General features: G+C 69.2%; 30 protein-coding genes and 1 tRNA gene. 11 read left to right on the top strand and 20 right to left on the bottom strand.

Annotation, left to right across the window (positions count from 1 at the left end; all coding sequences use genetic code 11):
* Positions 1 to 18: 18 nt before the first annotated feature.
* The 9 genes from BrevBR_RS03390 to BrevBR_RS03350 form a co-directional block, all read right to left on the bottom strand.
* Positions 19 to 279 (bottom strand): DUF4170 domain-containing protein, encoded by a 261-nt coding sequence (locus BrevBR_RS03390; RefSeq protein ID WP_332639916.1) that lies wholly within the window; start codon positions 277 to 279, stop codon positions 19 to 21.
* Complete coding sequence (locus tag BrevBR_RS03385; RefSeq protein ID WP_339999933.1) at positions 279 to 1,106, bottom strand: inositol monophosphatase family protein; 828 nt, start codon at positions 1,104 to 1,106, stop codon at positions 279 to 281. Before BrevBR_RS03385 ends, BrevBR_RS03390 begins: the two co-directional genes overlap by 1 nt.
* Positions 1,103 to 2,455 (bottom strand): TldD/PmbA family protein, encoded by a 1,353-nt coding sequence (locus BrevBR_RS03380; RefSeq protein ID WP_339999932.1) that lies wholly within the window; start codon positions 2,453 to 2,455, stop codon positions 1,103 to 1,105. Before BrevBR_RS03380 ends, BrevBR_RS03385 begins: the two co-directional genes overlap by 4 nt.
* Positions 2,456 to 2,523: 68 nt before the next feature.
* Entirely contained in the window at positions 2,524 to 2,946 is a 423-nt protein-coding gene (locus BrevBR_RS03375; RefSeq protein ID WP_339999931.1) for an MAPEG family protein, read from the bottom strand.
* A gap of 3 nt (positions 2,947 to 2,949) precedes the next feature.
* Entirely contained in the window at positions 2,950 to 4,785 is a 1,836-nt protein-coding gene (locus BrevBR_RS03370; protein ID WP_339999930.1) for a M14 family metallopeptidase, read from the bottom strand.
* A 45-nt stretch (positions 4,786 to 4,830) separates the two neighbouring features.
* A complete protein-coding gene (locus BrevBR_RS03365) occupies positions 4,831 to 5,448 on the bottom strand; it encodes a hypothetical protein (protein WP_339999929.1) in 618 nt (205 codons plus the stop codon).
* A complete protein-coding gene (locus BrevBR_RS03360) occupies positions 5,445 to 6,068 on the bottom strand; it encodes a hypothetical protein (protein ID WP_339999928.1) in 624 nt (207 codons plus the stop codon). The genes BrevBR_RS03365 and BrevBR_RS03360 overlap by 4 nt, the downstream gene beginning before the upstream one ends.
* A gap of 68 nt (positions 6,069 to 6,136) precedes the next feature.
* Positions 6,137 to 6,844, bottom strand: coding sequence for an NIPSNAP family protein (locus BrevBR_RS03355; RefSeq protein WP_339999927.1), 708 nt, complete (start codon positions 6,842 to 6,844; stop codon positions 6,137 to 6,139).
* Entirely contained in the window at positions 6,841 to 7,329 is a 489-nt protein-coding gene (locus BrevBR_RS03350) for a DUF1579 domain-containing protein (RefSeq protein WP_339999926.1), read from the bottom strand. Before BrevBR_RS03350 ends, BrevBR_RS03355 begins: the two co-directional genes overlap by 4 nt.
* An 85-nt stretch (positions 7,330 to 7,414) precedes the next feature.
* Here BrevBR_RS03350 and BrevBR_RS03345 point away from each other — a divergent pair, with 85 nt between their 5' ends.
* Entirely contained in the window at positions 7,415 to 8,389 is a 975-nt protein-coding gene (locus BrevBR_RS03345) for a helix-turn-helix transcriptional regulator (RefSeq protein WP_339999925.1), read from the top strand.
* A gap of 9 nt (positions 8,390 to 8,398) precedes the next feature.
* Here the strand turns inward: BrevBR_RS03345 and BrevBR_RS03340 are convergent, their stop codons facing one another.
* The 5 genes from BrevBR_RS03340 to BrevBR_RS03320 form a co-directional block, all read right to left on the bottom strand.
* On the bottom strand, positions 8,399 to 8,743 hold the full coding sequence (locus BrevBR_RS03340; RefSeq protein WP_339999924.1) for a hypothetical protein: 345 nt from the start codon (positions 8,741 to 8,743) through the stop codon (positions 8,399 to 8,401).
* 117 nt (positions 8,744 to 8,860) lie between these two features.
* Complete coding sequence (locus BrevBR_RS03335) at positions 8,861 to 10,390, bottom strand: UbiD family decarboxylase (RefSeq protein WP_339999923.1); 1,530 nt, start codon at positions 10,388 to 10,390, stop codon at positions 8,861 to 8,863.
* A 74-nt stretch (positions 10,391 to 10,464) separates the two neighbouring features.
* Positions 10,465 to 10,713 carry a helix-turn-helix domain-containing protein gene (locus BrevBR_RS03330; protein WP_332638511.1) on the bottom strand — a complete coding sequence of 83 codons (249 nt, stop codon included), beginning with the start codon at positions 10,711 to 10,713 and terminating at the stop codon, positions 10,465 to 10,467.
* Between the two features lie 37 nt (positions 10,714 to 10,750).
* Positions 10,751 to 11,602, bottom strand: a complete 852-nt coding sequence (locus BrevBR_RS03325) for an aldo/keto reductase (RefSeq protein ID WP_339999922.1) — start codon at positions 11,600 to 11,602, stop codon at positions 10,751 to 10,753.
* Positions 11,603 to 11,639: 37 nt separating this feature from the next.
* A complete protein-coding gene (locus tag BrevBR_RS03320) occupies positions 11,640 to 12,518 on the bottom strand; it encodes an alpha/beta hydrolase family protein (protein ID WP_339999921.1) in 879 nt (292 codons plus the stop codon).
* 126 nt (positions 12,519 to 12,644) lie between these two features.
* Here BrevBR_RS03320 and BrevBR_RS03315 point away from each other — a divergent pair, with 126 nt between their 5' ends.
* The 5 genes from BrevBR_RS03315 (at position 12,645) to BrevBR_RS03295 (ending at position 15,392) form a co-directional block, all read left to right on the top strand.
* The gene (locus BrevBR_RS03315; RefSeq protein ID WP_055828666.1) at positions 12,645 to 12,887 is read left to right on the top strand and encodes a DUF3297 family protein; all 243 of its coding nucleotides are present in this window, start codon (positions 12,645 to 12,647) and stop codon (positions 12,885 to 12,887) included.
* Positions 12,888 to 13,031: 144 nt separating this feature from the next.
* Positions 13,032 to 14,456 (top strand): M20/M25/M40 family metallo-hydrolase, encoded by a 1,425-nt coding sequence (locus BrevBR_RS03310; RefSeq protein ID WP_339999920.1) that lies wholly within the window; start codon positions 13,032 to 13,034, stop codon positions 14,454 to 14,456.
* A gap of 72 nt (positions 14,457 to 14,528) precedes the next feature.
* Positions 14,529 to 14,831, top strand: coding sequence for a hypothetical protein (locus BrevBR_RS03305; RefSeq protein WP_332638515.1), 303 nt, complete (start codon positions 14,529 to 14,531; stop codon positions 14,829 to 14,831).
* Between the two features lie 51 nt (positions 14,832 to 14,882).
* Positions 14,883 to 14,967: transfer RNA gene (locus BrevBR_RS03300), tRNA-Leu, on the top strand.
* A gap of 74 nt (positions 14,968 to 15,041) precedes the next feature.
* Positions 15,042 to 15,392 carry a DUF1428 domain-containing protein gene (locus tag BrevBR_RS03295; protein WP_332638516.1) on the top strand — a complete coding sequence of 117 codons (351 nt, stop codon included), beginning with the start codon at positions 15,042 to 15,044 and terminating at the stop codon, positions 15,390 to 15,392.
* 4 nt (positions 15,393 to 15,396) lie between these two features.
* Here the strand turns inward: BrevBR_RS03295 and BrevBR_RS03290 are convergent, their stop codons facing one another.
* Positions 15,397 to 15,579 (bottom strand): DUF3606 domain-containing protein, encoded by a 183-nt coding sequence (locus tag BrevBR_RS03290; protein ID WP_332638517.1) that lies wholly within the window; start codon positions 15,577 to 15,579, stop codon positions 15,397 to 15,399.
* A 152-nt stretch (positions 15,580 to 15,731) separates the two neighbouring features.
* Between BrevBR_RS03290 and pyk the strand changes: the two genes are divergently transcribed.
* From pyk to BrevBR_RS03275, 3 genes are read left to right on the top strand one after another with little or no spacing between them, the layout of a single operon-like run.
* The gene (pyk, locus tag BrevBR_RS03285) at positions 15,732 to 17,171 is read left to right on the top strand and encodes a pyruvate kinase (protein ID WP_339999919.1); all 1,440 of its coding nucleotides are present in this window, start codon (positions 15,732 to 15,734) and stop codon (positions 17,169 to 17,171) included.
* A gap of 15 nt (positions 17,172 to 17,186) precedes the next feature.
* Positions 17,187 to 18,227 (top strand): DNA adenine methylase, encoded by a 1,041-nt coding sequence (locus BrevBR_RS03280; RefSeq protein WP_339999918.1) that lies wholly within the window; start codon positions 17,187 to 17,189, stop codon positions 18,225 to 18,227.
* A gap of 46 nt (positions 18,228 to 18,273) precedes the next feature.
* Entirely contained in the window at positions 18,274 to 18,543 is a 270-nt protein-coding gene (locus BrevBR_RS03275; protein WP_332638521.1) for a hypothetical protein, read from the top strand.
* Here the strand turns inward: BrevBR_RS03275 and BrevBR_RS03270 are convergent.
* Genes BrevBR_RS03270 through BrevBR_RS03255 form a run of 4 tightly spaced genes read right to left on the bottom strand, consistent with a single transcriptional unit; the run spans position 18,540 to position 21,561 of the window.
* Positions 18,540 to 19,151: a ribonuclease HII gene (locus tag BrevBR_RS03270; RefSeq protein ID WP_339999917.1), complete on the bottom strand. Its 612-nt coding sequence runs from the start codon at positions 19,149 to 19,151 to the stop codon at positions 18,540 to 18,542. The genes BrevBR_RS03275 and BrevBR_RS03270 overlap by 4 nt on opposite strands.
* A gap of 59 nt (positions 19,152 to 19,210) precedes the next feature.
* The gene (locus tag BrevBR_RS03265) at positions 19,211 to 19,798 is read right to left on the bottom strand and encodes a DNA-3-methyladenine glycosylase I (protein WP_339999916.1); all 588 of its coding nucleotides are present in this window, start codon (positions 19,796 to 19,798) and stop codon (positions 19,211 to 19,213) included.
* A gap of 27 nt (positions 19,799 to 19,825) precedes the next feature.
* Positions 19,826 to 20,476: a cyclase family protein gene (locus tag BrevBR_RS03260; protein ID WP_332638525.1), complete on the bottom strand. Its 651-nt coding sequence runs from the start codon at positions 20,474 to 20,476 to the stop codon at positions 19,826 to 19,828.
* A 59-nt stretch (positions 20,477 to 20,535) separates the two neighbouring features.
* Positions 20,536 to 21,561: a DJ-1/PfpI family protein gene (locus tag BrevBR_RS03255; RefSeq protein WP_339999915.1), complete on the bottom strand. Its 1,026-nt coding sequence runs from the start codon at positions 21,559 to 21,561 to the stop codon at positions 20,536 to 20,538.
* 84 nt (positions 21,562 to 21,645) lie between these two features.
* Here BrevBR_RS03255 and BrevBR_RS03250 point away from each other — a divergent pair, with 84 nt between their 5' ends.
* Positions 21,646 to 22,605: a GlxA family transcriptional regulator gene (locus tag BrevBR_RS03250; RefSeq protein WP_339999914.1), complete on the top strand. Its 960-nt coding sequence runs from the start codon at positions 21,646 to 21,648 to the stop codon at positions 22,603 to 22,605.
* On the opposite strand, the gene ygfZ is transcribed toward BrevBR_RS03250, so the two are convergent.
* On the bottom strand, positions 22,602 to 23,390 hold the full coding sequence (gene ygfZ / locus BrevBR_RS03245) for a CAF17-like 4Fe-4S cluster assembly/insertion protein YgfZ (protein ID WP_339999913.1): 789 nt from the start codon (positions 23,388 to 23,390) through the stop codon (positions 22,602 to 22,604). The two genes, BrevBR_RS03250 and ygfZ, sit on opposite strands and share 4 nt — an antisense overlap.
* Positions 23,391 to 23,474: 84 nt before the next feature.
* Here ygfZ and BrevBR_RS03240 point away from each other — a divergent pair, with 84 nt between their 5' ends.
* A complete protein-coding gene (locus BrevBR_RS03240; RefSeq protein WP_339999912.1) occupies positions 23,475 to 24,437 on the top strand; it encodes a glycosyltransferase family 9 protein in 963 nt (320 codons plus the stop codon).
* Positions 24,438 to 24,464 lie beyond the last annotated feature (27 nt).

Here is a 24,464-nt window from a genome sequence, read left to right as displayed (position 1 = left end):
CGAGGGGGAGTTCCCCGGTCAGTGTCCGTGCCCGGACTCGCTCGTGTCGCCGCGCGGATCAATCATCCTGTGCGCGTGCAGGATGAAATAGCGCATGTGGGCGTTGTCGACCGTCGCCTGGGCCCGCGCCTTCCAGGCCTTGCGGGCCTCCTCATAGTTGGGGAAGGCGCCGACGAACTCGACCTGGGACAGGTCGCGGAACACCGGAGCGTCGAGGTGGCGCAGTTCGCCGCCGATGACGAGATGCAGCAGCTGGGGGGCTTCGGTTTCGGTGGTCATCATCGGGTCCGGTCGGGCTGGCGGGGCGCCAGCGGAATAGGCGCTGTGCGGCGCACGATCAACGGGTGAAGCGCCGGGGCGCTGCAGATCAGGCTGTTCTGCCGCGGATCGGGCTGATTGAAGCGCCAGGGATGGCCGTGATGGTCGCTGACGCGGCCCCCCGCCTCCTCGACGATCAGGGCGCCGGCGCAGACGTCCCAGTCCCATTTGGGCGTCAGGGCGATGGCGGCGTCGAAGGCGCCGGCGGCGACCAGGGCCATGCGGTAGGCGATGGCGTTGCGCTTCTCGAACCTCATGGCGGGCCATGGCTCGAGCCAATGGGGACCCTCCATCAGCCGGGCGTCGGCCAGCACGGAAGCGTCGTCCAGATCGGCGGTGTCGGAGGCGGTGATCGGTTGTCCGTTCAGGAAGGCGCCGCCGCCGCGCACCGCGGTGAAGGTCTCGCCCAGGGCCGGCGCGTGGATGACGGCGGCGACCGGCTGCCCGTCCTCGACGATGGCGATGGGAATGCACCACCACGGCTTGCCCTTCATATAGGCCACCGTGCCGTCGATAGGGTCGACCACGATCAGGCGGCGCTGCGAGATGCGGTCGCCGGTGTCGGCCGTCTCCTCGGACAGCCAGCCATGGTCGGGGCGGGCGGGGAGGAGGGCGTCCTTGAGCAACTGGTCCACGGCCATGTCGGCCGAGGTGACGGGCGATCCGCCGGATTTGGACCAGATCTTCAACCCGGCCTCGCGTTCCGACAGCGCCAGTTCGCCGGCGGCGAGGGCCGCGTCGCGGATCAGGGCGAGATCGCCTGTCAGGTCACGGGGAAGATCGGTCATTTGCCCGCGATGGCGACGCCGTCGAACAGCAGGGACGGACTGTTGAACGAACTGCGGAACTCCAGGTCCGCGCCGCGCTGCATGCGGCCGTAGAGGTCCAGCAGCTTGCCGGCGACGGTGACCTCGCTGACCGGGTACGCGATTTCGCCGTTCTCGAACCAGAAACCGGAGACGCCGGCGGACCAGTCCCCGGTGTTGGCGTTCAGCGACGGGCCGAACATGGAGGTGACCAGCAGACCCGTCTTCGCCGCGCCCATCAGGCCGGCCAGATCAAGCTCGCCGGGCTCCAGATGCAGGTTGTGGGTCGAGACCCCCGGCGGGCCGGCGAGACCGCGCGAGGCGTGGCCGGTCGAGGCCATGCCCAGCTGTTTCGCGGCGGCGCTGTTCAGCAACCAGGTCGTCAGGACGCCGTCATCAATGATTGATTTGCGAGTGACGGCGACACCCTCGTCGTCGAACGGGGTCGAGCCGAGTCCGCGCGGGCGGAAGGGATCGTCGATCAGGTCGACCCCGGCGGGCAGGACCCGCTGGCCCAGCCGGTCCTTGAGGAAGGAGGTGCCGCGGGCGACCGACGGGCCCGAGATGGCGCCCAGAAGGGGGGACAGGACCTGACCGGCGATGCGGTTCTCGAAGATCACCGGGGCGGTGGTCGAGGCGATCTTGCGGGGGCCGGTGCGGGCGACGGCGCGGCGGCCGGCCTCGGCGCCGATGACGTCGGCGGCGGGCAGGTCGGACAGGTGGCGGACGGCGCGGCTCTCTCCGCCGCGCTCCATGGCCCCGTCCTTCTCGGCGATGACGCCGACGCCCAGCGAAAAGGCCGAGCCGTGATAGGCGCCGTCGAAGCCGTGCGAGGTCACCAGCCGCCAGCGGCTGGACGAGGCCGAGGCGTGGCCGCCTTCGGACTTCGCCACGCCGGGCACGGCGAGGGCGGACGCCTCGGCTTCCGCTGCGACGGCTTCCAGTTCGGCGGCGCTGCGTTCAGTCGGATCGTAGAGATCCAGATCCGCGAAGGGGCCCCGGGCCAGCCGGTCCTGCGGCGCGAAACCGGCGTACGGGTCTTCCGGCGCGAGGCGGGCCATGGCGACGGCGCGCTCGATCAGCCGGGCCCGCGTGGCCTCGGACAGGTCGGAGGCCGAGACGGTCGCCTGTCGCGAGCCGATGAAGACGCGCAGGCCGAGGTCGCGGCTTTCCTCGCGCTCGACGTCCTCGAGGGCGCCGTTGCGGACGCCGATGGACAGGGAGGCGCGCTCGGCCGAGACGGCTTCGGCGGCGTCGGCGCCGGCCCTCAGCGCGGCGGCGACCAGGTCGGGCAGGATGTCGGGGGAGGCGGACGCGGTACGGTCAGGCATGCCCCGATATGGCCGGGCCGGCTGCGTCGCGCAACCGGCTCAGCGCCCTGACCGGGTCAAGGCCGCAGTCAGCCGTGCGGCGGCCCGACGAAGGCGTGAACGATCAGCATCAGGCCGGCGAGGAGCAGGGCGAGCCAGGTCAGGCTCATTCCGACGACCCGGCCCGTCGTCGGGCGCGTGTCGCTGAGGGTCAGGGCGTGGACCAGACGGCCGAGGAACAACACGCCGCCCAGACCGTGCAGCACCCAGGCGGGCATGCCGAGCAGGACCAGAATGGCCAGGGCGGCGATTCCGGCCGGGATGTATTCGGCGGCGTTGCCGAAGATCCGCGATGCGAGCAGGACGTTGGCGTTGCCTCCGTCGCCCAGCACGACCTTGTTGCCCCGCCGGGTCATCGCCACCCGGGCCCCGAGCACGACCAGCAGCAGGATCATCAGGCCGCTCCACAGAGCGGCGGCCTGGGTGGGGGTTATGTCGGTCAGAGGGGTCATGGATCAGTTCTCGCGCCCCACCGGATAGAGCCGGTAGCGATCATCATAGAACGGGGTTCGCTCATAGAACCACTGCAAACGCGCGTCGCCGTCGGCGGCGAATTCCGGCTCGGCGGCCAGCTTCGCCTCGAAGGCGGCCTTCAGGGCGGGGTCGGCGGCCATCATGGCCTCGGCCAGCGGAGCGATGGCGTAGCCTTCGATATATTCCACGCGGCTGAGCACCTCGGGGAACATGCCCCAGGCGAAGAAGCTTTCGCTCGATTGCGGTTCCAGCAACAGAACGACGACGTCGCCCAGCGGCTGGTCGGTCGGCACCCGAACAGAGCCGGCGGGGAAGGTCCAGTCGCGGCGGCGCGGCGTGACGGCGGTGACCGTGACGGGCACATGGCCCTCGTTCGGGCGGGCGGCGGGTTTCGGATCGTCCAGGCTGAGCATCTCGACCGGCACGGTCCGCGGCGCGTCCAGCGTCTCCATCGACACCCCGTGGATGCGCAGGCGTTCGATGATGTCGGACCGGTACGACGGCACCCAATAGGCCTCGGGGCGGGCGAGCGTCAGAGTCGGCTTCGAGCCGAAGAAGGGCAGGGCCCACGGCTCGGGATCGGCCTGACCCAGCCAGCGGATTTCCCGCCGGCCTGAGGCGGGGCTGTCATACATCTCGTAGCGGATGCCCTTGAACGAGCGGGTGTAGGCCGGGGTGGGATTGGCCTGGAAATTGGCGGGAATGGCGGCCGGACGCAGGGCGCTGTCGGCGGCGATGGCGGCGCGCAGGGCGCGGCCATCGCGGGCCAGCAGGCGCATGGCGTCCTCAAGGAAGACATAGGTGCCCAGCACGCGCTGCTCGAAGGGCTTGAGGCTGTGGTTCTCGATCAGGATGGTCGGCACGTGCGCCGCCGTCCCCCAGCCGTTGGAGAAGCGTTCGCCGAGGCCGCCATCGGACAGGCCGGCGCGGGGATTGCTGTCGTCGACGCCGAAAACCAGTTCGCCGGGGATATGGCCCCGGGCTTCAAGCCCCGCGTTGATGGCCGGCTTGAAGACGTCGTTGAGCCACTGCGACGTGGCCGGCGAGCGCGAATACGCCCCGTTCTCGCCATTGAAGCCGTAGGTGATGTCGTACTGGTAATCCATGCCGTCGGTGACGTGGATGTCGACGTAGAGGTCGGGCCGGTATTTGAGGATCAGGCCGCGCACGGCTCGCATCTCGGGCTGGTCCAGCTTGAGGTAGTCGCGGTTGAGATTCTGGTTGGTCGCCGTATTCCGCCAGCCCTGGATGCGGGGACCGCGCTGGTTGGGGCGGGAATAGGCCGAGGCGCGCTCATGCCCGTCGACCGACAGAATGGGGATCAGGATCAGATTGACCCGGTCCAGCAGTTCGGCCTTGCCGTTGAAGGCGATGTCGCGGAGCAGCATCATGCCCGCATCCTTGCCGTCGATCTCGCCCGGATGGATGCCGGCCTGGGCCAGCAGGACGGGCTTGGACGGATCGAACGTTGCCCCGTCCCTCGAGGCGATGACCGCATAGATGGGCCGGCCCTCTGGCGAGATCCCGAACTGTTCGATGCGGATCAGGTCGGAGGCGGCGTCCAGCCGGTCGAACCAGGCGCGGGTGTCGGCATAGGCGGGGCTGAAGTCGTGGTCCGGATCGGTCTCGAAGGCCGTGACCCATGGATCGGAGGCATCGCGCAGCAGGGACCGGCTGGCGCCGTTCCATGCGGGCGCGGGCGGCAGGAAGGGCTGATCCCAAGGCGCGGCGTTGGGGACGGACGGCGGAACGGACTGGGACATGACGGGACTCGATACGAGGGCGGCGAACGCGGCGATGATCAGGGCGGGGCGCATGGCGTCTTCCTCGGCCAAATGTGAACGTCCGACAAGGGGACGGCGTCAGCCGGGCGGGGGCCAGCCGCCCGCCGCGAAAAGGCTGGCCGCCGATCTCGCCACGTTCCAGGCGCTGTAGAACAGAACCACCAGCAGGGCGGTCACAGCGACCCGGCGCCAAGGCGCGAAGGCGGCGGTGGCCGTGCCCACGACGAAGATGGCCATGCCAATCCAGAGGCGAGGCGTCGCCAATTCGGCGAAGCCGGTGTTCACCGCGACAAGACCCGTGAACACGAGGGCGACGATGGCGTTGGCGGCCATCACACAGGTGAAGACCAGTCGCCGGTGAGCCCAGAAATGCTCGTCGAGATCGATCCGGTCGCTGACGCCTTCCGCCGTCACGCGCGGGAAGGTGACGCTGGCGGCGACATAGAAGGTGGCCGCGACCACCAGTCCGAGGAACAGAAGCGACAGGTTGAAGGGCGCGCCGCGGAAGATGATCCAGGCCTGGGACCAGAAGGTCGCGACATCCATGGCCACGAAGACGGCCAGCAGCGGCGTCAGCCAGCCGAACCGGATCCGGTGGCGCTCGTGCAGAACCCGCGCGAAACCGCCGACCAGCTCCGCCACCGACAGGCCGAGCAGCAGTCCGTAGAAGCTGAAGAAGAACTCGAACGCGCTCATCGGGGCGCTTCCGCGGCGGGTTCCCCATAGGCGTTGGCGAACATATTGTTCGGCGCGACGGCGGAAAGTCCGGCAATGACCAGATAGACGGCGATGTGGAACCCGATCAGAATCGCGAACAGGCGGCTTCGGCGGGCGAAGGCGGCCGGCGCGACGAGGAGGACGTAGAACGCCAGGTTCATCAGGTAGCCGTTGATGATCGTCACCCCCCCGTCGCGTCCGATATTGGCGATCGCCATCACGGCGACGCCGATCACATTGGCCGCGATCGTCAGCAGCAGGACCACCTTCTTGTTGGCCCAGAAATGGTCGTCCAGCGACTGGCCGTCGTCGAGGTCATGCGGGAAGACCAGCGAGGCGGCGATGAAATAGACCAGGGCGATCGCCAGGCCGGCGATCAGCATGCCGTAGCTGAACGGCAGATGGCGGAAATTGACCCAGGCTGAGTCCCAGAAACTCGCGATGTCGAGGCCGACGAACAGGGCCAGCAGCGGGGTCAGCCAGCCAATGCGGATCTTCTTGCGGTGCTGGATGGCGGTCGCCAGCCCCGTGGCGATCACGGCGACCGACAGACCGAGCAGCAGGCCGTAGAAGCTGAAGAAGAATTCGAACGCGCTCATGCGGCCCCCACCGATTCCGCAGGAACACTAGGGACCGAAAGGGGCGCGCGTCACCTGCAATCGTCGCGTCAGCCGTGCAATCGCGACCGGACCGTCGGCTGCAGGCGCATCAACTGGAGCGGGGCGGCGAACAGGGCGGCCAGCGCGGGATCGGACCGGCCCGACGACAGGGCGGCGTCGGCCGCTGTCTGGTCGGGCTGGACGGAGACCCAGACCAGCACCCTCTCCCCCTCCCTCACGGGGAGGCCGGGGAAGGTGTTGGCGGCGGGCTCGGTGACAAGGACGGCGGCGGGAGCCAGGCCGGCGGCGGTCAGGCGCGGCGCCAGGTCCGTCATGAACCGGCCGGGCAGGCCGGGGTCGGGGCTGGCGTCAGGGCCGTCGATGCGGTGGACGCCGATGACGACCGCGCCCGGTCCCGGACCTGAAGCGCCGACCGGCCCGCGTTCTCCCGAGGGGAACGCAGGCGCGCCGTCGAGCGGACGCAGCAGCAGCACGTCGTCTGAATCGATCATGGTCGCATTGGCGGCCTCGCGGTGGGCGCGCCAGACCGGGCCGGAATAGAAGCTTTCCAGCGCCGCCCTGCGCATCTCCATGTCGGCGAAACCGCGCAACCAGACGAAGCGGTCGGGATCATCCAGATCGCGGAACTGGCCGATGAGGGCCATGCCCACGGCTTCCTGACTCTCCACAAACTCGCGCTCGAACAGGGCGATCAGCTCATCGCGGCGGCCCGGACGGAGGGCGTACTGGCGCAATTCGATGACGGCGGGGCTCATGCCGCCGCCCGGGTGAAGTCCATGACCCAGTTGGTCTCCCAGGTCGCCCCGTCGTCGTATGAGAACTGCTGGCTCCAGCGGGCGCTGTCGGTCCGGATGTCGGACCAGATGTAGCGGGCGATGACCGGGCGGCCGTCGTCGGCGTCCGGTCCCTCCAGCACGCAGCCGTCGGCGTTAAAGCGGCCCCTTACCGGCGCGCCGAGGCGGCCGTCCCGGTCGCTGATCCACCAGATGGACCATTCGCGGGCGGTCAGATCGAAGCTGCGCACCGCCATGCCCATCCAGCCGCGTTCGGGGCAATCCATCTCCTCCACATTGGCCATGCCGCCGAGGCGCGGCTCGCAGTTGGCGGTCGCGCGGAATTCGTCCCAGTCGTCCGAGCCGACGCCCCGCTGTTTCAGGCGGCGATGGGCGACCGTCCAGCGGCCGTGGATGAAGTCGAAGTCGTGGATTTCAGGCAGGGCGTCGACGGGTTGGGCGGACATGGCTTCCTCTCCTCTGTTGAAGCGAGAGGCATAGGCCCCATAATCTGACATCTGTTGTCAGGATTTAGGGGCTAGAGTCGAAAAAATGCGCGCCAGCCGACTTCTGTCCATTCTTCTGCTGCTCCAGACCCGGGGGCGGATGACGGCCGACGCCCTGGCGGCCGAGCTCGAGGTGTCGGTGCGCACCATCTACCGCGACATCGACCAGCTCAGCGCCGCGGGCGCGCCGGTCTATGCCGACCGCGGCCGGGCCGGCGGCTTCCAGCTGATGGACGGATATCGCACCCGGTTGACGGGCCTGACCGACGCCGAGGCCGAGACGCTGTTCCTGGGCGGCCTGTCGGGGCCGGCGGCGCAGATGGGGTTTTCCGGGGCCGTCACGACCATGCAGCTGAAGCTGCTGGCAGCCCTGCCGCCCGAGCGGCAGGCGGCGGCCGAGCGGCTGGCGGGCCGGTTCCATCTCGATCCGGTCGGGTGGTACCAGAGCGCCGACGAGGCCGCGCGCCTGCCCGCCATCGCCCAGGCGGTCTGGACCTGCCGGCGCATCGCCGTGCGCTATGAGAGCTGGAAGGGCGAGGTGGCGCGCGAGCTGGAGCCGCTGGGCCTGATCCTCAAGGCCGGACTCTGGTATCTGGCCGCCCGTCCGGTGGAAGGAAAACAGCGGGAGCCGCGGACCTATCGCGTCTCCAACATCCTCGACCTGACCGTGGGCGAGGCGATGTTCGAGCGGCCGGCCGGCTTCGATCTGGCCGGCTGGTGGGCGGAGACCTCGCGCCGGTTCGAAGCGGAAATCTTCACCGGTGCGGCGACCCTGCGGCTGTCGCGGGAAGGCCGTCGGCGGCTGGCGCGGCTGGGCGTGGAACAGGCGCGGATCGCCGCTCAGGCCGATGCGACGGCCGGAGACGGCGTGGCCGAGGTCACCGTGCCGATCGAATCGGTCGCGCACGCGGCCATGGATTTCCAGCGGCTGGGCGCCGAGGCGGAGGTGCTGGCTCCCGCGGCCTTGCGGGCGCGGATGCGAGACGCCGCCCTGCGTCTGGCGGCGCTCTATCGGGACTGAGCGCCGCGATCAGCGGTTCTTCTTGGCCTCGAGTCTGGTGATGACGGCTTCAAGCTCGGCGCGGCGCGCAGCCTGTGCGTCCAGATACGCCTGCTGCTCGGGGGTCAGGCTGCCCTGGGTTTCGCCGGCGGCCCGGACGTCGGCGATCTGTCCGTCGATGGTGTCGACCTCGCTCTGGGCGTCCCACAACTGGTTCTCTTCGGCCTCGGTCAGGCGCGGCGGAGCCGGGCGGGCGCGACGGGCGGGCGCTGAGCGGCCGCGGCCGATGAGCACCTGGGCGTCGGCGACGCTGGGGACCGAGACGACGGGCATGGCCATGACAATGGCGGCGGCAAGCACGATAGCGGATTTCATCGGGACGGTTCCATGGGAGATAAAGCCGAACCGTGACGTTAGATTACAGCTTCGTCATCTGCCTAGCGCTTTTTGGACACAATCCAACGCGGCGGCGGCCATCGTCGCTTTGGCGCATCACTTCCAGATCGGCGTAGCGTCACCCGGCAGGCCCAGCCTGCCCCAGAGTTCCGACACGCGCGAGACGACGGCGTCGTCCATGCGGATCTCCTGACCCCACTCCCGCTTCGTCTCGGGCGGCCATTTGTCGGTGGCGTCGAGGCCGATCTTGGAGCCCAGGCCGCTCTCGGGGCTGGCGAAGTCGAGGTAGTCGATCGGGGTGTTCTCGATCAGGGTGATGTCGCGCGCTGGGTCCATCTTGGTCGAGATGGCCCACATGACCTGTTTCCAGTCGCGGGCGTCGATGTCGTCGTCCACGACGATGACCCACTTGGTGTACATGAACTGGCGCAGATAGCTCCAGACGCCCAGCATCACGCGCTTGGCGTGGCCGGGGTAGGCCTTCTTCATCGACACAACGGCGATGCGGTAGGAACAGCCCTCAGGCGGCAGCCAGAAGTCGGTGATCTCGGGGAACTGCTGGCGCAGCAAGGGGATGAAGACCTCGTTCAGCGCCTCGCCCAGCACCGAGGGCTCGTCCGGCGGGCGGCCGGTGAAGGTGGTCAGATAGACGGGGTCGCGGCGCATGGTGACGGCGCTGATCTGGAAAACGGGGAAGGTCTCGACCGAATTGTAATACCCGGTGTGGTCGCCATAAGGGCCCTCGGGGGCGTGCTCGTCGAACAGGACGTGGCCTTCCAGCACGATCTCGGCGTGGGCGGGGACCATCAGCGGTATGGTCTTGCACGGGACCAGCTCGGCCTTCTGGCCGCGCAGCAGGCCGGCGAACTGGTACTCCGACAGGGTGTCGGGCACCGGCGTCACCGCCGCCAGGATCGTGCCCGGATCAGCGCCCAGAACGACGGCGCAGGGCAGGGGCCCCTTCTTCCCGGCCTTCCTGTGCCGCGCATAGTGCTGGGCCCCGCCGCGGTGGGCCAGCCAGCGCATGATGGCCCTGTCCTTGCCCAGCACCTGCATGCGGTAGATGCCGAGGTTGAAATCGTCCTCGCGCTCCTCCGAGGGCCCCTTGGTGACGACGAGGCCCCAGGTGATCAGGGGGGCGGGCTCGCCGGGCCAGCAGCCCTGGACGGGAAGCGAGGTCAGGTCGATCTGTTCACCCTTGAGCACGACCTGCTGGACCGGGGCCGACTTCACGATCTTCGGCCGCATCGACATGACCGTCTGCGCCAACGGCAACATCTCCATGGCGTCGCCGAGGCCGCGCGGCGGCGTCGGGTTGCGCAGGAAGGCCAGCAGTTCGCCGACCTCGCGCAGCTCGGCGGCGGTGGTGCGGGTCTTCTTCTCCATGGTCACGCCCATGGCCACGCGCTTCACCGTGCCGAACAGATTGGCGAGGCAGGGGATGGGGCTGATCGAACCGTCGGGCATGACGGGCTTTTCAAACAGGACCGCCGGCCCGCCGTTGCGCAGCAGCCGGGTCTGGATCTCGGTCATCTCCAGATGGGTGGAGACCGGCTCGGAGACGCGGACCAGTTCGCCCTCGGCCTCAAGCATGGCCATGAAGTCGCGCAGGGATTTGTAGGCCAAGGGGGACGCTCCGTGAGAGCGTCATGGATTAGGCGGACACGGCCGTCCTGTCACCCGTCACGCGGTGCGGCCTTTCAGTAGGCCCGGGTATCCGACACCAGCGCCCATAGCGGCAGGTGCAGGGCGCTGGTGGCGGCGCCGATCTGGGCGGTGTTCAGATGGGCGCGGCCAGCCTCGGCGCGGCGGGCCTGTTCAGCCGACATCTGCAGGGCGGCGGCCACGTCCTCGATGGCCATACCGCGCATCTCGCGCCACCGCTTCAGCCTCGCGCCGACCGCTGCGTCGAGCGGATCGACGCCGGGAAAACCCAGCACCGAGCCCATCCGTTCGCTCCCTTGCGCGCCGACTACGCGCGGCGCTTCAGGCCCATTCTTCATCCCATTTGAACCGGGGATCAATCCAGTCGCCCAGACGGCCGTCGGGCCGGGCCAGGGCGTATATGCGGTCCATCTCTTCGGACGAGAGCTGGAAGTCGAAGATGTCGAAGTTTTCCGCGGCGCGGCTCTCGCGGGCGGTCCGCGGGATGGCGATGACGTTCTGCTGGATCAGCCAGCGCAGCGTGACCTGACCAGGCGACTTGCCGTGGGCCTTGCCGATCTCGACGAGGGTGGCGTCATCGGCGATCTGGCCCTGCGCCAGAGGCGACCAGGCGGTGATCGAGGAGCCGAGCTCCTTCGCCGCCGCCTTGAGCTTCGAGAGCTTGAGGTAGGGGTGGTATTCGACCTGGTTGGTGACGAGTTTCGCCTTCGACAGCGTCTGGGCCTCGCGGAACTCGCCCGAGGGGAAGTTGGACAGGCCGATGGTCCGGGTCAGACCCTGCGCCTTCGCCTCGTTCAGAGCGCCCAGGGTTTCGGCGAAGGCGGGCTCGTTCTTCGGCCAGTGCAGCAGCAGCAGGTCGGGAGTGAAGCCCAGGCTGGCGGCGGATTCCCCCGCCTGTTTCAGCAGGGCGTCGTGTTCGAAGTGGGCGACCCAGATCTTGGTGGTCAGCCAGATGTCCTCGCGGGCGACATGTCCGGCCTCGATGGCGTCGCGGATGCCGTCTCCGACCGCCGCCTCATTGTGATAGATCCAGGCCGTGTCGATGTGGCGATAGCCGATGCGCAGGGCCTCGGCGACCATGCGCCGGGCGTCCTCTGGCGTCAGGTTCCAGGTGCCGAAGCCGAGCAGAGGAATGGCGTGGCCGTCGACGGTGATCACGGGCTGGTCGGTCATGGGGGGCTCCAGGCCCGGAAGCGGGCGGCGACGCCGTCTAACTAGGGCGTGCGGCGTCGGGTTCAACCAGCCAGTCGAACATCTCGTCCCACAGAATCTCCATCCCCTTCCGGAACGCGCCCTCATGGCCGATGCGCCGGGCGCCGTAGTCGGCCGGCCGGCGGACGACGACCTCCTTCGGCGCATTCGGATAGACGGCCAGAAGGGCGGGGGAGGTGACCGGGGTCGCGATCGGGTCGTCGGTGAAGATCCATGAGCGGAGCGGGGCGGTCACGGCCTCGAAATGGTGCGGTTGCAGCCGATCCTTCAACTCGTCGCGGAAATACGGCGCCTTCAGGCACCAGCGCCGCCAGGTCGTGTAGACGCCGCGCGGCAGATCCGTTCCGGCCCACAGGCCGCCGCCCTTGATATATCCATGGCGCATCAGGCTCCACGGGCCGTAGAGCAGCCAGAAGGTCAGCTCCAGCGGGTTGTACGACCGGTGATGGCTGCCCCAGAAGCCGCTGCCGACCGAGACGAAGGCGTGCCGGGCGATACGGTGCTGATTGGGCATGAAGCCGAGAAAATGCCCGCCGACGCTGTGGCCCACATGGACGATGGGCAGGCCGGGCGCGGCGTCCGCCAGCGCCTCCAGGGCGGCGGGCATGTCGAGACGGCCCCAGTCCGGATAGTCCATGTCCATGGCGGCCAGATCGTCGGGCCGCGAGCCCGCTATGCCGCGGAAGTCATAGGTCAGGACCGCCGCGCCCCGGGCGGCCAGATGGCGCGCGAACCGGTCGTAGAAGCCCTTGGGAAAGCCCGTGCCCGAACTGACCATGACGGCGACCCTGGGCTCCGGCGCGGAGACCAGACGCATCGACAGGGGATAGCCGTCGGCGGCGGGGGCGATGAAATCGCGGATGACGAGGTCGCTCATTCTTGGTCCGTAGTTATTCGCAACGAACCTAGGCGGTTGACGCGGCGTCAGGTCAAGGGGACTTGGACAGCGCCCGCGCCGTCGGCTAAAGGCCGTCGCCACTGTTGCGCCTTTCGAGCGATCCCCATGACCGACGCCGCCCTTCCCGACCGCCTGTCCGTCGATCCCGACAGCCCCTTTCACGACGGCGAACTGCTGCAGAAGGGGATCGGCGTCCGCTTCAAGGGCGAGGACAAGACCAATGTCGAGGAATACTGCGTCTCGGAAGGATGGGTCCGTCTGGCCGTCGGCAACCGCGTCGATCGCCGCGGCAAGGCTCTGACCGTCAAGCTGCAGGGTCCGGTCGAGCCGTACATCAAGGGCGAGTAGCGGCTTCTTGCGCCCTTGTTGCAATGGTGTTGCCGGTTCCGGCTCCGCCTTATGGCAGCAGCGTGAAAACTCCGGACAGTCCATCTTGTCCGTTCCCTTCGCACGGTCCAGGTTCCGGCTCCCCGTCTGAGTCCCGGAGCCGTCATGCGTCTGTCCGTCCGCCTCCTCGCCGCCAGCGCCCTCGCGCTCAACCTCGCCGCGCCCGCCTTCGCGCAGGACGCCGCCACCATCCAGCGGGCGGCCGCGATCCGCGATGCGGCGATCAACCAGAACATCGCGCTCGACTATGTGACCCAGCTGACGACGCGCTTCGGCGCACGTCCGGCCGGATCGAAGGCCGAGCAGGACGCCGCCGCCTGGGCCGCCGACTACATGCGGGCGCAGGGCTTCCAGAACGTGCGCATCGAGCAGTTCCCGCTGGTTGGCTGGGAGCGCGGCGAGGAGAGCGCCTCGATCGTCGGCGACCACCCGCAGAACCTGGTCGTCGCCGCTCTTGGCCATTCGCCCGGCACCAACGGCGTGATCGAGGCCGAGGTCGTGCGTTTCGACAGCCTCGAGGCGCTGAACGCCGCCCCGGCCGGGTCGCTGGCGGGCAAGATCGCCTATGTCGACGCCGGCCAGATGGTGCGGATGCAGGACGGCGCGGGCTACGGCCCCCTGACGCGCATCCGCGGCGCCGGACCGGCCGCCGCCGCCGCCAAGGGCGCGGTCGCCTTCATCATGCGGTCGGTGGGTTCGGACGAACACCGGATGCCGCACACGGGCACGACCCGTTACGTCGAGGGCCGGGCGCCCCTGCCGGGCTTCGCGCTCAGCGCCCCGGACGCCAGCCAGGTGTCGCGCCTGATCGCCATGGGCCAGACGGTGCGTCTGCGCCTGTCCTCGACGGCCCATACCTATGAAACGGTGTCCCAGAACGTCATCGGCGACATTCCCGGGCGTTCGCGTCCGGACGAGGTCATCGTACTGGGTTCGCACATGGACAGCTGGGACCTGGGCACGGGCGCCATCGATGACGGCGCCGGCGGAGCCATCACCCTGGCGGCGGCCAAGGCTATCGCGGAGAGCGGACGCCGGCCCGCGCGGACGGTCCGCGTGGTCCTGTACGGCTCGGAGGAAGTGGCCCAGCCGACCGACACCGGCAACGGCGGCGGCGCCTATCTGCGCGGCATCGGCGCGGCGGTCGAGAAACACATTATCGCCGGCGAGAGCGACTTCGGCGCCGACCGGGTCTACGCCCTTGGCCTCCCGCCCGGCGCGCAGAATTCCGACTTCGCCCGGGCCGCGGCGCAGGTCCTGTATCCGATCGGCGTCCTGCCGTCGCCGCAGCCCGAGTTGCATGGGGGGGCCGACATCGGTCCTCTGGCCGGGGCGGGCGTGCCGGTGTTCGGCCTGAACCAGGACGGAACCCGCTATTTCGACCTGCACCACACCGCCGACGACACCCTCGACAAGATCGATCCGAAGCAGATGAGCCAGAACGTCGCCGCCTGGGCCGCGCTGGTGTGGCTGATCGCGGATTCTGACGTCGACTTCCGGGCGATGCGGCCGGCCGCCGCCGCCCACTGACGGTTTCCGGCTTGACCGTCGCGGGCCGCATGCGACGTTAGGTCGAATCCGGCTGGAACCGATGGGGGAACCATGAGCGACAACTATCAGGGCGGGCAGTATCCGCTGCAGCCGCAGGGCAACGGGCTGGGCGTCGCCTCGCTGGTGTTGGGCATACTGTCGATCGTGTTCGGGCTGATCCCGGTCATCGGCCTGATCTCGTGGATCCTGGCCCCCGTCGGCCTGGTTCTCGGCCTGGTCGCGCTCGGCAAACCGACGGGCCGGAACATGACGATCGGCGGCCTGGTGACCTCGGGCATTGGCCTGATGATCTGCATCCTGTGGGTGGTCGGCCTCGGCGCCCTGATGACCACCTCGGCCACCGTCGGCTACTGATCCGGCCGCATGGCCGAAGCCGCCGGGCGCTGCTAGATCACGCCGCAGCCCGCGAGCGTGGCGAAACTGGTAGACGCAAGGGACTTAAAATCCCTCGACTTCGGTCATGCGGGTTCGACCCCCGCCGCTCGCACCACGGCCTGACCGGCTGAGCCGTTTGACACCCAGGGGACATCGGGGCGTTCTGTCTCCCGACAGAGGAGACCCGTCATGAGCTACATCGATGGATACGTCGTCCCGGTCCCCGCCGGGAAGAAGGCCGCCTACAAGGCGATGGCCGAGAAGACCCTTGCCCTGTTCAAGGAGTATGGCGCGACCCGCGTGGTCGAATGCTGGGGCGACGATGTTCCGGACGGCAAGGTCACGGACTTCAAGGGCGCGGTGAAGGCGACCGGCGACGAGGTCGTGGTCTTCTCGTGGATCGAATGGCCCGACAAGGCGACCCGGGACGCCGGACAGAAGAAGATGATGGAAGACGAGCGCATGTCGAACATGACCGATGTGCCCTTCGACGGTAAGCGCATGATCTTCGGCGGGTTCGCGGTCATGCTGGACGGCTGAGGCCCTACCGCTTCTTGCCCAGTTCGGCGGCGATGTCCCTGACGTTGCGGCCGGCCTTGCGGTGGGCGGCGGTCAGCTGTTCGCGGGTCACGCCCCAGCGCTTCATCCAGTGTTCGACGGCCTGACGCTCGGACAGGTCCAGCCGGTCCTTGTCGATGAAGCCGCGCTTGTCCTTCAGGCCCGCCATGGTCCGCTCCGTTGCTGCCCCGAGGTAGCGCGAAACGGGGCTGAGCGCGACCGCCCGCCATAACTTCGTGTTTCTCGCAAGGATCGGCCCTTAACCCGGCGCGCTTTCATGGGCACAAGGACGAATCGCCCCTCAGGCCCTATGGATATTCGATGAAAAGAGCCCGGCGCGCCCGCATCGTCGCGACCCTGGGACCCGCCAGCCGGGCGCCCGGCATGGTCAAGGCCCTGGCCCAGGCCGGGGTGGATGTCTTCCGTCTGAACTTCAGCCACGGCTCGCACGAGGATCACGCGGCGGCGTTGAAGGCCGTGCGGGGGGCGGAACTGGCGCTGAAGCGGCCGCTGGGCGTGCTGGCCGACCTGCAGGGGCCCAAGCTGCGGCTGGGCCGGTTCAAGGACGTCGAGATCGACGTCAAGCCGGGCCACAGGATGCGCTTCGACCTGGATGCGACGCCCGGCGACGCGACGCGGGTGCAGATGCCGCATCCGGAAATCTTCAAGGCCCTGCGCACCGGCATGCTGCTGCTGCTCGACGACGGCCGGGTGCGGCTGCGGGTCGGCGAACGCACCGACGAATGGGCCGATGTGACGGTCGAGAGCGGCTCCAAACTGTCCGACCGCAAGGGCGTGGCCGTGCCCGAGGCGGTGGTGCCGGTCTCGGCCCTGACGCCCAAGGACCGTGAGGATCTGGCCTTCGCCCTGCGCATCGGCGTCGACTGGGTGGCGCTGAGCTTCGTCCAGAAGGCCGAGGACATGGCCGAGCTGAAGCAGCTGGTGAAGGGACGCGCCGCCTGCCTGGCCAAGATCGAGAAGCCGCAGGCGCTAAGCCAGCTGGAGAGCATCCTCGACTACTGCGACGGCGTGATGGTCGCCCGCGGCGATCTGGGCGTCGAGCTGGAGCCGGAAGAAGTGCCGGTCGCCCAGAAGCAGATCATCCGGGCCGCCCGCCAGCGCGGCGTGCCGGTGATCGTGGCGACCCAGATGCTGGAGTCGATGACCTCGTCGCCGGCCCCGACCCGGGCCGAGGCCTCGGACGTGGCCAACGCCGCCTATGAGGGGGCCGACGCCCTGATGCTGTCGGCCGAAACGGCCTCGGGCGACTATCCGCTGGAATCGGTCGGGGTGATGAGCCGGATCATCGAACGGGTCGAGCGCGATCCGATGTGGCCCAGCCTGATGGACGCCGAACACGCCGGCATGGACGACATCGACGCCGACGCCCTGGTGGCCGCGGCGCGCAAGGCGGCCGAGGCGCAGTCGACGGCCTGTATCGTGGTTTTCACCACCTTGGGCGGGACGGCGCGCCGGATGGCGCGCGAGCGGCCGCTGCAGCCCGTGCTGGCCCTGACGCCCAATCCCGACACGGCCCGGCGTCTGGCCCTGGTCTGGGGGCTGGAGACGCGGCTGGGCAAGGAGCCGGCCTCGCTGGAGGATGTGACCGAGGACGCCGTGAACAGCGCTGTCGAGTATGAACTGGCCCAGCCGGGCCAGCGCATCCTGATCCTGGCCGGAACGCCGTTCGGCGCGCCGGGGGCTGCGAATCTTCTGCGACTGGCCCATGCTCCGGCCAAGGGCGGCAAGTCGCGCGCCTGATCCCTCAGGGTCGGCATGATCAAATACATCGGCTCCAAACGGGCGTTGCTCACGCAGATCGCGACCGCGGTCCGCGCCGGCCTGCCCGACGGGGGGACGGTGTGCGACCTGTTTTCCGGCAGCGCCCGGGTCGGCCACGCCCTGAAGCGCGAGGGGTTTCAGGTCTGGTCGAACGACCACAACGCCTACGCCCACACCCTCGCCACGGCCTATGTGCAGGCGGATCGGGAGCGCTGGCTGGAAAGGGCCGAGGCGGTGCTGGCCGAGCTGAGGACCGTAACCCCCGAGGCGGGCTGGTTCACCAAGGCCTTCTGCGAGGACGCCCGCTTCTTCACGCCGCAGAACGGCGCGGTCATCGACGCCATGCGCGAGCGGATCGCGGCCATGGCGCTGGAGCCCGAGCTGGAGGCCATCGCCCTGGTCAGCCTGATGGAGGCCGCAGACCGGGTGGATTCCACGGCCGGCCTGCAGATGGCGTATATGAAGTCGTGGGCGGCGCGGGCGCTGAAGCCGCTGGAGCTGCGGATGCCCGACATCCTGCCCGGCGTGGCGGGCGGACCGTGCAAGGCGACCCGGCGGGACGCGGTCGAACTGGCCCCCGAGATCGAGGCGGACCTCGTCTATCTGGACCCGCCCTACAACCAGCATTCCTATCTCGGGAACTACCACTGCTGGGAGAGTCTGATCCTGTGGGACCGGCCCGAGACCTACGGGATCGCCAACAAGCGGATCGACGTCCGCACCCGCAAGAGCGCCTTCAACAGCAAGCCCGGCATCGCGCCCGCGCTGCAGGCGGTGATCGAGGGACTGAAGGCGCCGAACCTGATCGTTTCCTTCAACGACGAGGGCTACCTGGATCGGGACCAACTGGTCGGCATGCTGTCCGGCCGGGGCGAGGTGCAGGTGATCGAGATCGCCCGCCCGCGTTACGTCGGGGCCCGGATCGGCATCCACAATCCCAAGGGCGAGAAGGTCGGGGCGGTCGGGAGGCTGAGAAACGTCGAATATCTGTTCGTGGTCAGCGAACGGCCGGTCAGTCTGGCCGACGCGGCCTGAACGGGAGCGTACGGAACATCAGGGACTCCTGATCCGTTAGGGCGGCATGGAACAGCTGTCGATGACCCCCGCCCGCCGTCAGTATGCGCACCACGCCTATGGCCGATCCGCCGACGCCTTCGAGACCGTGGCCTGGCGTCCACCCGTGGCGCAGCGGTTCGATCCGCGCCCGGCCAATGACGGCTGCCGCCCGACTCCGGTCCAGCCGACCCTGAGGGAAGAGTTCGCCGGCCTTCCGGCCTGGCTTCATATCGTGGGCGGCGGCATGATCGCGGCCTTGCTGGGCGCCCTGCTGGGCGGCGCGCTTCAGGTCTAGGTTTCCAGCAGCGCCCGGATCGGGGCCCAGCCGCGCCTGTGAGCCGGGCAGGGCCCCAGCGTCTTCAGGGCCTCCTGATGCACCGGCGCATTGTAGCCCTTGTGGCCGGCGAAGCCGTAGCCCGGGTATTCCGCATCCAGTTCGATCATCAGCCGGTCCCGCGCCGTCTTGGCGAGGATCGAGGCCGCGGCGATCGACAGCGAAAGACCGTCGCCGCCGACCACCGTCTGGACGTCGCAGGGCAGTTTGAACCGGTAGTTGCCGTCCACCAGCGCCGCGACCGGTTCGATCGCCAGCGCCTCGATCGCCCGGCACATGGCCAGGCCGGTGGCGTGCAGGATGTTCAGTTCGGCGATCTCCTCGACCGAGGCGAAGCCGACGCCCCAGGCGACGGCGCGGGCCTTGATCTCGATCTCCAGCGCCTCGCGCCGGACGTGGGTCAGAGCCTTGGAGTCGTCGATGCCCTCGGGCAGGTCTTCGGGGTTCAGGATCACCGCGCCCGCCGACACCGGCCCGGCCCACGGTCCGCGTCCGGCCTCGTCGACGCCGCAGACCGGCCCGCCGCTGGACTGGATCAGCAGCAGTTCCAGACCCAGCGTCGGGAACACGCGCGCGACCCTGGGCTCGGTCTTGGGCCTTGCCTTTGCAGGGGTTTTCGACGGCGTCTTCACGTCTCCGCCATCGCACGAACCTGGCTGTGACGGAAGCATTCGACGCCGTGATCGTTGACCATGCCCACAGCCTGCATGAAGGCGTACACAATCACGGGCCCGCAGAAGGTGAAGCCGCCCTTCTTCAGCGCCTTGGCCATGGCCTCGGATTCCGGCGTGGCGACCGGCCGGGCGCCGCTGTCGGGCCAGTGGTTCTGGATCGGCGCGCCGTCGACGAACGACCACAGCCACTCGCTGAAGTCCTCGCCGTTCTCCTGCATTTCCAGCCAGATCCGCGCGCCCTTGATGGCGCTGTTGATCTTGGCCCGCGAGCGGATGATGCGGGCGTCGCCCAGCAGCCGTTCGATGTCGGCTTCGCCGTAGGCGGCGATCTTCTCGGGATCGAAGCCGTCGAAGGCGTCGCGCATCCCCTCGCGCTTCCTCAGAATGGTGATCCACGCCAGCCCGGCCTGGAAGCCGTCCAGCATCAGCTTCTCCCACAAGGCGCGGGGGTCGTATTCGGGCACGCCCCACTCCTCGTCGTGATAGGCGACGTACAGCGGATCGGTCCCGCACCATGCGCAGCGGTGGAGTGAGTCGGACATGGGGAGAGGGTAGCGGATCAGGCTTCTTCACCCCACCTCGGCGAACGCCCGCACCGGAAACGTTCCGAACGCCTTCACCTTCGGCGGGGCGGCGGTGAACCGGAAGCCGCCATCCGGCAGCAGCTCCAGCCCGCGCATGTGCTCGCAGATCGGAATGCCGGCTCCCAGCAGCAGGGTATGGGCCGGGCGGGCGCGGGTGCGGGTGTCGTCGATGTTGTGGGAATCGATGCCGACAAGCGCTGCGCCCGCCTGAACCAGCAGGGCGGCGGCGGCTTCGGTCAGGAAGGGATGGTCCTCGAAATAGGCGTCCGTGCGCCAGTGGCGGGCCCAGCCGGTGTGGACCAGCACAGCCTTGCCGCGCACGTCGAGCCCAGCGAACCGGTCGGCGTCGACCGCCCGAATGTCGGGGACGCGGACGACGAGGCCGGGGAGGGCGGCGACGCGGTCGAGGCCGACGTCGCTCAGGTCCTCGCCGTCGGCGTAGCGGTGGAAAGGCGTGTCCAGATAGGTGCCGGTGTTGCCGACCATCTCGATGCGGCCGATCTGGAATTCGGTCCCGGCGTCATAGTTGGCGCGCGACGCCTCGCGGCTCAGATGGTCGCAGATCAGCGGCGCGGGCAGGCCCTTGTAAGTGACCATGCCGTCTTCGATGGTGTGGCTGAGATCGATCAGCGGCATGGGCGGCTCCGGCTGGAAAGGCCGCGATGGTGATCGGTCCGCGGGTCGGGGTCAAAGCCTCACCATGCTGTGACGGCGCCCCACGGGTGTTCGAACTGCAGGGCCACGAACCGCGCCGTACGCTCGCCATAGGCGCTGCGGAGCCCGGCGAAGGTCGAGTCCATCACGTCGGGCGCCGGCAGGGAGGCCGTGCGATCGAACCGCTTCGGCACGGCATGGGCCCGATAGACCACCAGTCCGTGGCGCGAGGTCGTGGCGGGCGCGCCCGTGGCCCAGGCCGTCGAACGGTAGGTGCGGGACCAGGCGTCCAGGGCCGTGCCGAAGGCCAGCTCGTCGAAGCCTGGGGTCAGCGGCAAGGCCACGGTCTCGCGGTTCCAGAAGGCCAGTTTATTGCCGACGACGACGCCCATGCCGCGCAGGGTCAGGCGATAGTCGCCTCCGTCGTGGTGCGGATCCGGCAACGGCAGGCGCAGGCGCCGGGCCGTGTCGCGCATGACGGTCTCGCCGGCCAGCTGGCGCAGCAGATCGAGCGTGGCGGGCTCCGAGGCGCTGATCCCGGCGGTGGTGGTGATTGGACCATCGACGACCCAGCGCCGGTCATAGCGCCAGTTCACGTCCGGATATGTCTTCGCAACCTCGCCCTTGCTGTACCAGTGAACGGTGGCCTGACGGCCGTCGAGCAGTCCGGTCGACGCCAGCGCCTTTGCGCCGTTGCAGATCGACATGATCCGGGCGCCGCTGCGCAGCTGCCCGCGCAACCAGGCGGCGCGGGCCGGATCGTCGTCGTGGCTGAAGGCCGGAATGATCACCACGTCCGGGCCTTGCGGATGCTCCCGCGCCAGTCGGGCCAGGGTCATCTGCGGTCTGACCCACGCCATGCCGGGGGTCAGGCGGACCGGCCGGTCCGTGGCCGACACGACCTTGACCTCGACCGCGCCGCTCTCGGCAAGGATCGCATAGGGGGCCATCAGGTCGGTGGCCACGGTTCCCCGGGCGTCGGCGAGGATGACAACGAGGGGTTTGGCGGCGGCGCTGGTGGTCAGAAACAGCGCCACAGCGAGGCCGGCGACAAGACGGATGATCATGGGAGCCTCCTGATCTGATCTCTTGACGCGGATTTTACGCCGTCTCATTCTGTCCGAAATGACATAAATCGAGCAAATCCTGCCATGGCTCGCGCCGTCGCCATCGTGATCTTTCCGGGGTTCCAGCTGCTGGATGCGGCGGGACCCTCGGCGGCGTTCGAGGTGGCCGAGCGGTTCCGGCCGGGCAGCTACCACCTGACCCTGCTTGCGCCGGGCGGCGGGGAGGTCAGGAGTTCGTCCGGACTGAGCCTCTCGGCCGAACCACTGTGTGAGGGGCCGTTCGATACCATCGTGGTTTCGGGCGGGGACATCGATCGCGCCATGCCGGCGGCGCACGAGATCGTCGCCTGGCTGCGGCGGACGCGAGCGCGGCGCGTCGCCAGCGTCTGTTCGGGCGCCTTTCTGCTGGCCGAGGCCGGCCTGCTGGACGGACGCCGGGCCACGACCCACTGGGACAGCACGGACCGGTTCGCCCGGCGCTATCCGAAGGTGACGATGGACGCGGAGCGGATCTTCATCCGCGACGGCGACGTCTGGACCTCGGCGGGAATTTCCGCGGGCATCGACATGGCCCTGGACCTGATCGAGGACGATCTGGGCCCGGCGGTCGCGCGCCGGACGGCCCAGCAACTGGTCGTCCACCAGCGGCGGCCCGGCGGCCAGTCCCAGTTCTCGGCCCTGGTCGATCTGGGCGGAAAGACGGGGCGGTTCGCGGCCCTGACCGACTGGATGCGCGGGCGCCTCGCCGAACCGCTGACGGTCGAGCGTCTGGCCGACCAGGCGGCCATGAGCCCGCGCAATTTCGCCCGCGCCTTCACCGCCGAGACCGGCGTCACCCCGGCCAAGGCGGTGGAACGTCTGCGGCTGGAGCTGGCCCGCACCCAGGTCGAGACCAGCCGGGCGTCGCTGGATCGGATCGCAGAGACGGTCGGGTTCGGCGATCCGGGAACCATGCGCCGGGCGTTCCTGCGCGCCTTCGGCCTGCCGCCCCAGGCGCTGCGGCGGGCGGCGAACCCAGAGCGTCCGGCGCCGTTCTCGCGCTAGATCGGCAGCCAGTCCGGACGGCGTATCCGGACCGGGCGTCCGTCGACCGTCAGATCGCCGTCGATCCGATCCAGCCGCACCAGGGCCATGGCCGCGCCGTCGCGCCCGCTCAGCACCTCGCCCGCCCGCAGGTCGCCGTTCAGCACCTCGGCGCCGAAGGGCGGCGGCGGGCCGTCGAAGGCGATCGGCAGCATCCGGTTCCTGATCGCGCCCCGTCGCTTCATGCGCGAGGTGGTCTCCTGGCCGACGAAACAGCCCTTCTGGAAGTCGATGCCGTTCAGCAGGTCGAAATCGGCCTCGATCGGGTAGGTCTTGTCCGCCGGGGCGTCGGCTGACGGATCGGGGACGCCCACGGCGAGGCGGTGGGCCTGCCAGTCGTCCTCGGTCGCGCTGGTCTCGACGGCTCCGCCATAGCGCCGGCCGCCGAGCGCGGGGGTGCGCGGGTCGGGCGCGAAGCCCTCGGCCTCGCCGTCCCAGAGCGCGAAGACCGGGGTGTCGTCGGCCTCGACCGTCACCTGCGCCCGCAGCCGGTACATGGCCAGCCGTTGCAGCAGGGCGTCGCGGCGGTCGGCGGCGACATCCAGCAGGACGCCGTCCGGAAGGCCCAGCAGGAAGAGGTCGAACAGCAGCCGTCCCGGGGGCGACAGCAGGGCGCCGAAGCGAAGTTGTCCCGGCGCCAGGGTCTCGACGTCCTGGGTCAGCAGATTGTGCAGGAAGGGCCGGGCGTCGGGGCCGGTGACGCGGATCAGGGCGCGGCTGTCGAGTCGGGCGATGCGAGGGGCCATGACGTCTAGATAGGGGCCCCCGCGTCTGTGGACCACAGCTGTGACACGCCTGATACGGCGAGAGAATCCGTATACGGTCGATCCATGGCGAGCCGGTTTCCCATTCTGTACATCGCCGAGGCCGACGCGAGCGACGCGATCCTGTCATCCGGGGTGCTTGCGTATCTGGTCGAAGCCATGCCGCAGGCGACCTTTACAGTGGTCGGCTCGCCGAAAAGCGCGCCCCTGTTCGCCGATACGCCGCGGCTTGATCGCCTGATCGTGCTGGAGCGCGACAGCCGGCTGGACTGGCTGGGGCTATGGAACAAGGTGCGGGAAACGCGCTGGGGGCTGGTGGTCGACATGCGCGGCACCACCCTGTCAGCCAAGCTGAAGCGGCAGAAACGGGCTGTGCGCGGGGCGTGGGAGGCGGGGGTCCACGCAGTGGAGCAGGCCGCAAGGGTGCTGCAGCTCGAGGAAGTTCCGGCTCCGAAGCTGTTCGTGTCGGAGGCGACGCAGGCGAAGGCCGACGCCCTCATTCCTGGGGAAGGGGTTCCCATCCTCGCCATCGGTCCCGGCGCGGACTGGATGGGCAAGGTCTGGCCGTCGGAACGCTACGCCAAGGTCGCGGTCGCCCTGGTGGGCGACGGCGGCCCGCTGGAGGGCGGGCGGGTCATCGTCGTCGGGGACGACAACGCCCGCGAAGCCGCTCACGTCGTGCGGCTGTCGCTGCCGCGCAACCGGGTCACCGAGCTCCAGGGCCGGTTGAGCCGGCTGGAGACCGTCGCAGCCCTGTCCCGGGCGGCCCTCTATGTCGGGGCTGACACCATCTGGACGGATCTGGCCGTGGCCAGCGGCGCGCCCGTGGTCGCCGCGTTCGGGCCCTCGGACGAGATCGAGCACGGTCCATGGGGCGGCATCGCGGTACGGGGTCCGCGCTCCGTCGAGGAGTACCGCAAGATCGACCCCAATCTGAACCAGGCCATCCTGCACATGAACGACCTCCCGGCCGACAGGGTGCTGAAGGCGGCGACGAAGCTGCTGGCCGAGCGCGCCACGTCTGGATAGGCGCGCCGCGCGGGTTTAAGGGACGCC

It is taken from the genome of Brevundimonas sp. BR2-1, assembly GCF_037626195.1.
Classification (GTDB): Bacteria; Pseudomonadota; Alphaproteobacteria; order Caulobacterales; family Caulobacteraceae; genus Brevundimonas.
The sequence above is the reverse complement of the archived record's forward strand: the minus strand, read 5'-3'. Positions and strand labels throughout refer to the sequence as shown.

What these genes read in the sequence shown, in the direction of transcription:
- BrevBR_RS03275 (WP_332638521.1), top strand. Translation starts at nt 18,274, where the DNA reads ATGGAACAGCTGTCGATGACCCCCGCCCGCCGTCAGTATGCGCACCAC.
- BrevBR_RS03380 (WP_339999932.1), bottom strand. Translation starts at nt 2,455, where the DNA reads ATGCCTGACCGTACCGCGTCCGCCTCCCCCGACATCCTGCCCGACCTG.
- BrevBR_RS03320 (WP_339999921.1), bottom strand. Translation starts at nt 12,518, where the DNA reads ATGAGCGACCTCGTCATCCGCGATTTCATCGCCCCCGCCGCCGACGGC.
- BrevBR_RS03315 (WP_055828666.1), top strand. Translation starts at nt 12,645, where the DNA reads ATGACCGACGCCGCCCTTCCCGACCGCCTGTCCGTCGATCCCGACAGC.
- BrevBR_RS03305 (WP_332638515.1), top strand. Translation starts at nt 14,529, where the DNA reads ATGAGCGACAACTATCAGGGCGGGCAGTATCCGCTGCAGCCGCAGGGC.
- BrevBR_RS03325 (WP_339999922.1), bottom strand. Translation starts at nt 11,602, where the DNA reads ATGACCGACCAGCCCGTGATCACCGTCGACGGCCACGCCATTCCTCTG.
- BrevBR_RS03390 (WP_332639916.1), bottom strand. Translation starts at nt 279, where the DNA reads ATGACCACCGAAACCGAAGCCCCCCAGCTGCTGCATCTCGTCATCGGC.
- BrevBR_RS03330 (WP_332638511.1), bottom strand. Translation starts at nt 10,713, where the DNA reads ATGGGCTCGGTGCTGGGTTTTCCCGGCGTCGATCCGCTCGACGCAGCG.
- BrevBR_RS03350 (WP_339999926.1), bottom strand. Translation starts at nt 7,329, where the DNA reads ATGTCCGCCCAACCCGTCGACGCCCTGCCTGAAATCCACGACTTCGAC.
- BrevBR_RS03345 (WP_339999925.1), top strand. Translation starts at nt 7,415, where the DNA reads ATGCGCGCCAGCCGACTTCTGTCCATTCTTCTGCTGCTCCAGACCCGG.
- BrevBR_RS03365 (WP_339999929.1), bottom strand. Translation starts at nt 5,448, where the DNA reads ATGAGCGCGTTCGAGTTCTTCTTCAGCTTCTACGGACTGCTGCTCGGC.
- BrevBR_RS03290 (WP_332638517.1), bottom strand. Translation starts at nt 15,579, where the DNA reads ATGGCGGGCCTGAAGGACAAGCGCGGCTTCATCGACAAGGACCGGCTG.
- BrevBR_RS03295 (WP_332638516.1), top strand. Translation starts at nt 15,042, where the DNA reads ATGAGCTACATCGATGGATACGTCGTCCCGGTCCCCGCCGGGAAGAAG.
- BrevBR_RS03370 (WP_339999930.1), bottom strand. Translation starts at nt 4,785, where the DNA reads ATGCGCCCCGCCCTGATCATCGCCGCGTTCGCCGCCCTCGTATCGAGT.
- BrevBR_RS03360 (WP_339999928.1), bottom strand. Translation starts at nt 6,068, where the DNA reads ATGAGCGCGTTCGAATTCTTCTTCAGCTTCTACGGCCTGCTGCTCGGT.
- pyk (WP_339999919.1), top strand. Translation starts at nt 15,732, where the DNA reads ATGAAAAGAGCCCGGCGCGCCCGCATCGTCGCGACCCTGGGACCCGCC.
- ygfZ (WP_339999913.1), bottom strand. Translation starts at nt 23,390, where the DNA reads ATGGCCCCTCGCATCGCCCGACTCGACAGCCGCGCCCTGATCCGCGTC.
- BrevBR_RS03340 (WP_339999924.1), bottom strand. Translation starts at nt 8,743, where the DNA reads ATGAAATCCGCTATCGTGCTTGCCGCCGCCATTGTCATGGCCATGCCC.
- BrevBR_RS03385 (WP_339999933.1), bottom strand. Translation starts at nt 1,106, where the DNA reads ATGACCGATCTTCCCCGTGACCTGACAGGCGATCTCGCCCTGATCCGC.
- BrevBR_RS03255 (WP_339999915.1), bottom strand. Translation starts at nt 21,561, where the DNA reads ATGATCATCCGTCTTGTCGCCGGCCTCGCTGTGGCGCTGTTTCTGACC.
- BrevBR_RS03310 (WP_339999920.1), top strand. Translation starts at nt 13,032, where the DNA reads ATGCGTCTGTCCGTCCGCCTCCTCGCCGCCAGCGCCCTCGCGCTCAAC.
- BrevBR_RS03265 (WP_339999916.1), bottom strand. Translation starts at nt 19,798, where the DNA reads ATGTCCGACTCACTCCACCGCTGCGCATGGTGCGGGACCGATCCGCTG.
- BrevBR_RS03260 (WP_332638525.1), bottom strand. Translation starts at nt 20,476, where the DNA reads ATGCCGCTGATCGATCTCAGCCACACCATCGAAGACGGCATGGTCACT.
- BrevBR_RS03240 (WP_339999912.1), top strand. Translation starts at nt 23,475, where the DNA reads ATGGCGAGCCGGTTTCCCATTCTGTACATCGCCGAGGCCGACGCGAGC.
- BrevBR_RS03355 (WP_339999927.1), bottom strand. Translation starts at nt 6,844, where the DNA reads ATGAGCCCCGCCGTCATCGAATTGCGCCAGTACGCCCTCCGTCCGGGC.
- BrevBR_RS03375 (WP_339999931.1), bottom strand. Translation starts at nt 2,946, where the DNA reads ATGACCCCTCTGACCGACATAACCCCCACCCAGGCCGCCGCTCTGTGG.
- BrevBR_RS03280 (WP_339999918.1), top strand. Translation starts at nt 17,187, where the DNA reads ATGATCAAATACATCGGCTCCAAACGGGCGTTGCTCACGCAGATCGCG.
- BrevBR_RS03250 (WP_339999914.1), top strand. Translation starts at nt 21,646, where the DNA reads ATGGCTCGCGCCGTCGCCATCGTGATCTTTCCGGGGTTCCAGCTGCTG.